The sequence below is a fragment of the Jiella flava genome (genome assembly GCF_017349315.1).
GTDB classification, from domain to species: domain Bacteria; phylum Pseudomonadota; class Alphaproteobacteria; order Rhizobiales; family Rhizobiaceae; genus Jiella; species Jiella flava.
Genome location: NZ_JAFMPP010000028.1, coordinates 1 through 7,367 on the forward strand (window position 1 = coordinate 1; position 7,367 = coordinate 7,367).

5 protein-coding genes and 2 pseudogenes are annotated in these 7,367 nt (G+C 61.4%); 3 read left to right on the top strand and 4 right to left on the bottom strand.

All coding sequences use genetic code 11. From position 1 onward, the window contains the following. Positions 1–292: 292 nt before the first annotated feature. The 3 genes from J1C48_RS18460 to J1C48_RS18470 are packed head-to-tail and all read left to right on the top strand — an operon-like array spanning position 293 to position 4,304. On the top strand, positions 293–1,720 hold the full coding sequence (locus tag J1C48_RS18460) for an aminotransferase class I/II-fold pyridoxal phosphate-dependent enzyme (protein WP_207259474.1): 1,428 nt from the start codon (positions 293–295) through the stop codon (positions 1,718–1,720). A gap of 42 nt (positions 1,721–1,762) precedes the next feature. Then, positions 1,763–3,256: a class I adenylate-forming enzyme family protein gene (locus J1C48_RS18465; protein ID WP_207259475.1), complete on the top strand. Its 1,494-nt coding sequence runs from the start codon at positions 1,763–1,765 to the stop codon at positions 3,254–3,256. 34 nt (positions 3,257–3,290) lie between these two features. After that, positions 3,291–4,304: a DMT family transporter gene (locus tag J1C48_RS18470; protein WP_207259476.1), complete on the top strand. Its 1,014-nt coding sequence runs from the start codon at positions 3,291–3,293 to the stop codon at positions 4,302–4,304. A gap of 36 nt (positions 4,305–4,340) precedes the next feature. On the opposite strand, the gene J1C48_RS18475 is transcribed toward J1C48_RS18470, so the two are convergent. From J1C48_RS18475 to J1C48_RS18490, 4 genes and pseudogenes are all read right to left on the bottom strand, one after another. Continuing rightward, positions 4,341–4,526, bottom strand: a complete 186-nt coding sequence (locus tag J1C48_RS18475; RefSeq protein ID WP_231081896.1) for a transposase — start codon at positions 4,524–4,526, stop codon at positions 4,341–4,343. 67 nt (positions 4,527–4,593) lie between these two features. Beyond that, on the bottom strand, positions 4,594–5,505 hold the full coding sequence (locus J1C48_RS18480; RefSeq protein ID WP_207259478.1) for a LysR family transcriptional regulator: 912 nt from the start codon (positions 5,503–5,505) through the stop codon (positions 4,594–4,596). Positions 5,506–5,563: 58 nt separating this feature from the next. Then, a pseudogene (locus J1C48_RS18485) lies at positions 5,564–6,806 on the bottom strand (IS256 family transposase). 173 nt (positions 6,807–6,979) lie between these two features. Then, positions 6,980–7,228: pseudogene (locus J1C48_RS18490) on the bottom strand (transposase); the annotation flags it as partial. Between the last annotated feature and the right edge of the window lie 139 nt (positions 7,229–7,367).

Sequence of the window (7,367 nt, forward strand, 5' to 3'; positions counted from 1 at the left end):
GCCCCGATCCTTCACCAGCCTCACTGTCTCAAGCTTGAACTCGCGGCTGAACTTCCTTCTCTGCATTCCAACTCTCCAGTTCCGTTAAACACCTTATCTCGGTGTCCACGAAACCGGCAGCAGGCCACATAGATTCACGGTAGGGCTGAGCGGCGCAGATGCTTCCATGTGCCCGGCATAGCCCCATCGGCAGCGGCGATTGCTCCCTTCGGAAATGACGATTGGACCATGCAATCGAACATTCATCATAACCCCATCCAGAGAATTCGCTGAGCGACTTTGGGGGGCTCAAATGTTCGAACTCATTGCATCCAATATCGACAACATCGATCTTCTTGTAAGAACACCGATCGCAGACGCCCTGTCACTCATCGCCGAGCGTCCGATACTATCCTTTCATGCTCTCCCGATTTTTCAGGGCGCGAGCCTGAAGAAGTCCGTCTTTGCACCAAAGTTCGACCGTCTGTTCGGTCGCAGGTTTTACAATTGCGACGCCACGATCACGGGTCCTGCGTTCGACTCGTTGTTTTTTGCGGATGGAGCCATTCTCGAAGGCGAGAAGCTGGCTGCCCGCGCCTTCAGCGCCGATGGCGCGCTGTTCGTGACGGTCGGGACCACGGCATCCAACCAGATCGCCGTTACCGCGCTGACGCGGCGCGGCGACAAGGTCCTCATGGACAAGACCGCGCATCAGTCGATGCATTTCGCGCTCGACGCCATCGGGGCATCGGTCACGCATCTCACGCCCGCCTGGAAGTGCCCCAGCTCGCACCGTTCGATCTGGTCGCTGGACGATCTGATCGGGAAGGTACTGCGGGCCGAGGCCGAGGGTGCCCCCTTCGATCTGGTGATCCTGAATAGGTCAAGCTACGACGGCATCGCTCTCGACATCCCCGCGGTCATCGAAGAAATCCTCGTCGCGGGAACGAAGACACGAAACTTCATCATCGACGAGGCGTGGGGATCGGCGGACTATTTCGATCCCGCCACGCAGCACCGCTGCGCAATGTCGCTGGGGGACTTGCCGGAGCGCTATCCAGACCTGAACGTCGTCTCCACGCAGTCGCTTCACAAGTCGATGTCCTGCATCCGTCAGGCTTCGATGATCCTCTACCGGGGAAGCACGCACCTCGCGGAGCGCCTGCGTGTCGCTCGCTTTCGTGTCCACTCGACGTCTCCCAGCTATCCGATCCTCGCATCGATCGATCTCGCGCGGGCTCAGATGACCATCGAGGGTAGGGAGCTGGTCGCTGCCGCTAGGGCGAGGGCTGCGGACTTTCGAGCCACGATCGCCACCGATCCGTCCCTTTCGGCCTACCGGACGAATGACGGCGAGACGTTCCGGTCGTTCAACTCGCTCGCCAGCCTGGATACGACGAAGGTATCCCTCGATGTGTCGCGCCTGAAGATCAGCCCGGAACGGCTCCAGTCACGCCTTTTCCGACAATCGTCCATTTACGTGAACCGCTTCACCGAAAAGGCGCTTCTGCTAAACTTTCATATCGGTGTCGGCGACGATCATACGCATAGTCTGCTGGAAGCCCTTCGTTCGCTTCAGGAGACGAGCGAACGAGGCTGCAAACTGGTGGAGGATGCACGCTTTATCGTGCCCTATCCGCCGGGCATCCCGATCCATCATCCCGGCGAGGCCATCACGCCGGCAGTGATCGACGCGATCGAGCAGTACGAGCGCAGTGGGATACGCGTCTTCGCGGCCTGAAGAACCCTCATACACCCAAAAATCTAGTGAAGGAGCAAGGCTATGATTGCCTTGGAGCATCTGCGCGCGCTTGCCGTCCGTCATCCTTGTAAGCCTGCCGTTCGCAGCATGGACGAGACCGTCAGTTTCGCCGACTTGGTATCCCGCGTCGAGGGCGCGATACGCTACCTCGTACAGTGGAGTTCCGCGAACAGGCCGCGCCGCGCGGTCTTCGTTGCCCCGAACTGCAACGAGCTCGTCTACTGGCTTGCTGCCTTCGCGACGCTGAAGATCCCCGTGACCGGCCTCGATTACTCGCTGCCGGAATCGGTGCTGGTCGATCTGATCGAGCGCATGGATGCGGACCTGGTGCTGGTCGCGTCGCGCAGCGTGGCTATTCCGCACGCCCTGACCGGCTCGCATCGGCGGCACGTCATCGATCTGCACAGCCCGACGACAACCATTCCCCCGGAAGGAGCGGGCATCGCTGGGTGCGACATCGACGCAGCCATTGCCGAGGCGAACGGGCGGCCGCATCCCTTCCTTGCCATGGGCGTGACCTCGGGCACGAGCGGGGCGCCGAAGATCACTTTGCGATCGAAGTCGTTCGACGCTCGCCGGTTCGCCTACTTCACGTCGACCTATGGGTTCTCGGCAGCAGATCAGTTTCTTGTCGCGATGCCGCTCTATCACGCGGCCGGCAACGGTTGGGCGCGCCTTTTCCTCGGGCTCGGCGCAACCATCGATCTGATTGACGGGCCAGCGTGCCAGGACCTGGCCGTAGCGATGCGGGAGTTCGGCACGACCGCAAGCGTGATGACGCCACCGCTCGTCGCCAGCGTGGTAGCGACGGCCGATCCCTACGGCGACGCGCTCCGAGCTTCGCTCCGGTGGCTTCTGGTCGGAGGCAAGAACTTCCCGCCCTCCCTCAAACAGGCGGCAACGGACCTACTCGGCCCCGTGGTCCATGAATACTACGGCACCACGGAGACTGGCGTTAACATCATCGCCAGTCCGGACGATCTCGCATCGTACCCGGACAGCGTCGGCCGCCCATTCGACGGCAACCACATCATGGTGCTTAATGACGACAATTGCCCGGTGCCGGCCGGAACGGTCGGTCGCGTCGCGATCTCAAGCTACATGAACATGGACTCCTACCTCGGTCTGCCGGCCGATGCCGTCCTGGTGCATAACGACCGCTATCTGCTCACGCCCGACCTTGGCAGGCTCGACGTCGAGGGGCGGCTGTTCCTTGAGAGCCGGGCTGCTGCCAGCGGGGAACGGGAGATTCCGTTTTATCGCTTGGAGAACGCCATCCGGCGTCTGCCGGACGTCACCGATGTCGCGATCAAGTCCCAGAACGGCACCATCGGCGTGATTGATGTCGCGATCACGGTGCGCTGCCGGGACGGCACGCAGGGTCTCATCCTGCGAGAGGGCATCGAGTCCTGTGTTCGCACCCAGCACCTGCGGCTGGGCGCCATCAACATCCTCGACCGCATCCCCTACAGCCCCAGCGGCAAGGTGCGCGTCGCTGATCTTCCAACCGCCTGACCCCGACGATCGGGCCAAATCCTGGAGATAACCGATGTCTACCTCAACGACCCCCGCCGGCAAGGGTTACGGCGCCGGCGTCCTGTTCTGCCTCATTGCCACCGTGGCCTGGGGAGCGATGTTTCCCGTCATGACGCACGCCCTGAAGGTCATCGATCCCTTCACTTTCACTGCCATGCGCTACGGGTTGGCCGGCATCGTCTTCGTGCTGTTCCTGCTGTTCCGCGAAGGGCCGAAGGCTCTCAGCCTGAAGGGGGAGCGGTGGGGCCTTGCATGGCTCTGCGGCACCGCAGGCTTTGCAGGCTTCGGGTTCCTCGTCTTCCTCGGGCAGCAGATGGCCGGACCCGAAGGCGCGCTCAGCGCATCGATCATGATGGCGACAATGCCTCTGCTCGGACTCCTCGTCGGCTGGGGCCTGACCGGCAAGCGTCCGCCCGCAGTGAGCTTCGCCTTCATCCTGATGTCGTTCCTCGGGGCCGCGGTGGTTCTCACCAACGGCAACCTCATGTCCGTGATCAATGCGCCGCAGAACTACTCCGCCGACCTCATCATCATTTTCGGTGCATTCTGCTGGGTCTTCTACACGATCGGCGCGACATTCTTCCCGCACTGGAGCCCCTATCGCTACACCGCCATCACCACGGTCCTCGGGATGACGAGCGTGCTGGCTGTCAACTTCGTGCTCATCGCGGCCGGCATCATCAGCATCCCGTCCGCCGCGACCGTCACGACGATCGCTCCGCATCTTGCCTACATGGCTCTGGTGGCCGGCTTCGTCGCCGTGCTGTGCTGGAACATCGGCAACAAGCGCATCACTCCGATGAATGGCGTGCTGTTCATGGATGTCGTCCCGCTGACCGCCTTCATCCTGTCCTCCCTCACCGGCGTGCTTCCTTCGAGCATGCAGATCTTGGGAGCGGCGATCACGGCCAGCGCGCTGATCCTGAACAACCTGACGCAGCGGGCGCGTCTTGCTCGTCAGGCATCGTCCGCGGCGGCTGTGAAGGCCGGCGCAGGGGTCGGCAAGGTGTTGCCGAAGGCAGCCTAACACTGCGGAGCGATCGTGATGGAAGGCGGTGGAGGTTCACTCCGCCGCCTTTCGCTTTACCAATCTCCAGTTGCAGATAAGGCTTTCGGCGATTCCGAGCCGCCGAGACAACTCGCGCACCGTTGCACCCGGCGCCAAAGCCTCGGCGACCACCGCCGCCTTTTCGGCTTGGCTATAAGTCCGCCGACGGTCCTTGTAGGAGATGGCCGCCGGCCTATTCATCTCCCCTGCTTCTGCGATGTCCCAGAAGGGGACCACAACGGGTTTCGTCATCAAAAGCTACGATGGATCAGACGACAAGCGGGTCACCGAACGGCTGCGCATTGAGGCCCCATATCTGACGAACGACGTCGATCAGAGCGCGCACCGAAACGACCTCTGCATTCTCCTTCAAATAAACGAAGTTGAGCACGCTGCGCTCCGCCATATGCCGCCATACAATAAGATCACCGCGCGCTTCCGCCTTCAGGGCAACGTCCTCTCTCAACAGAGTGAGGCCCATGCCGGAGGCAACGAGTTCACTCAACGTCGACTCATAGTCCGCCTCGATCACGATGTGGGGATGGACTTCTTCACGCGAAAACATTGCCTTCATGATATGGTGGAAGGAGCAGTTTACGGGCGTGGAAATCCATGGAAGTCTGGATAGACTTGCGAGGGACGTTCCCTCAAGGTTCTCACGGAGCGTCACCGGGGCAACGATACGCAGCATGATCGGCGATACCGGCACGGCCGCGACACGATTGTCCGTGACGGGTCCGATGACATAACCACCATCGAGATCACCGTCTTTGACGCCAGCCAGTACCTCGCCAGATATGCCCTGCGTGATGTTCAGCTTAAGATTTGGATAGTTCTCGCTGAGCCGCATGAGCAGTTGGCTAAGGCGCAGTATAGTGGGTTCGGAAATGGTGCCGAGCCGGAAAACCTCGATCGGATTTCCCTTCAACACCTTCGCTCGCAAGGTGATACCGCCTGCGGCGCTGAGCGCCCGCTCCGCCTCAATCAAGATGCTCTGACCAGCGCTTGTCAGCTCCATGCCGCGTGCAGTGCGACGAAAAAGGACGAGTGAAAGCTCCTCCTCAAGCATCTTCAACTGCCCACTGACGGCAGGTTGGCTTAGATTAATCAATTTCGCAGCGCGCGTGAGGTTTCCTTCCTTTGCTATAGCGACGAATGTTCGCAACTGATCCAGGTCCATACGGCGGTCGTGTCCGTCAACGTGGTGGAAATTTGGGTGTGACTGAAGCGGCTCCGTTTCAGGCGGCTGCGGTGGAAATCCTTGCGGTTTCTGGCTTGGTGCTGTTGGCCATGAGGTCGGCCATGGGTTCGGTCTGCATGTAGCGGTTCTGCGTCTGCCATTCGTCGTTGGCCTCGAGGAGGACGGCGCCGATGAGGCGGATGATGGAGCCCTCGTTCGGGAATATGCCAGAGCCTGTCCTCGGGTGGGCGAAGCCCGGCCCGGGGGACATCGGCGCGCCGCTTCACCTCCTTGTTCAGGCGCTCCAGGGAATTGGTCGAATGGATCCGCGTCCGGTGCTGGCTGGGGAAGTCCAGATGCGCCAGCACGTCGGTCTCGCTGTCGTCGATGAAGCCGCCGAGCTTGGGGCATTTTCCCCGGAGCTGGTCGGCGACTTGGCGTAACGTTTGGGCCGCGCCGGCGCGATCGGGCTGGATGAAGGCCTGGCGCAGGGCCGCCGCCGCCATGCTCTGCTGCGCCTTCGGGACATAGGACAAGGCGTTGCGCATCCAATGCACGCGACAGCGCTGCCAGGAGGCGCTGAACACCCGACGGATGGCCGCCTTCAGCCCTTCGTGGGCATCCGAGATCACCAGTTTCACGCCGGACAGGCCGCGGCGCATGAGGCTCTTGAGGAAGGTAGACCAGAAGGTCTCCGCCTCCGAGGGCCCGATATGGAGGCCAACGATCTCGCGCTTGCCATCCGTGTTGACCGCCACGGCGATTATCGCCGCGACTGAGACAATACGGCCGCCTTCGCGCTGCTTCAGGTAGGTCGCGTCCAGCCAGAGATAGGGCCAGTCGCCGGTAAGAGGGCGATCGAGAAAGCCGCCGACGCGCTCGTCGATGTCCTTGCAGAGCTTCGATACCGTGCTCTTGCCGATCCCCGACAGCCCCATGGCCTGCACCAGATCGTCGACCCTGCGAGTTGAGACGCCGCTGATCCAGGCCTCCTGGATGACTGCGACCAAGGCCTTCTCCGAGAGCTTCCTCGGTTCCAGAAATGGCGGGAAGTAGCTGCCCTGCCGAAGCTTGGGGATACGAAGCTGCAAGGAGCCGAGCCGCGTATCGAGCGAGCGGTCCCGGTAGCCGTTGCGATAGGTTGCCCGCTCCAGGGTGCGTTCATGACGCCCGGCGCCGATCATGCCCTCCACGTCGGCCTCCATCAGAAGCTGCATCACACTCTCGGCAATCGTCCGCAGGAAATCGCCGTCACCCGCTTTCGCCAAAAGCTCGGCAAGCGGTAGTCTGTCCTCGGTCATCGGGTGCTCCGGTCAGGTTGAAGTCTCGCAACTCCACCTTAGCCGGCCAATCCGGTGGCCACCTCCGTCACACCTTCTGACGTCCGCTTTTCCACCACCACCGCGGACACTACCCATACGGCCCGCTCCTACAACCCTACACCGTATACATGGATAATACCACCGGGCATTGATCAAAACCCGTGAGCCCAATCACGCATGCCGATTGAGATGATTTTCCACGGCTGGTCGACGAGTTTGTTCCAAGCGTCACAGCAGTGGGCGAGGATGTCGTCGTAGTCGAGGAAGATGCGGTTCGACAGCCAGTTCTCGCGCATGAACTGCCAGACGTTTTCCTGCGGGTTCAATTCGGGCGCCTTCGATGGCAGGAACATCAGGGTGATGTTGGACGGCACTTCCAGCTTTGGCGTCGTGTGCCAGCCTGTCAATGACCGCTGAATCGGGACCCTCTATTTTCATCTAAAAAGGACCCCGGTTTTGGGGATGATGAAGGGCACGGCGGATAGCGCCCGATCAGGCGGAGCTGGTCAGGGTTGCACAGCCTGATCGGGCGCGACTGGT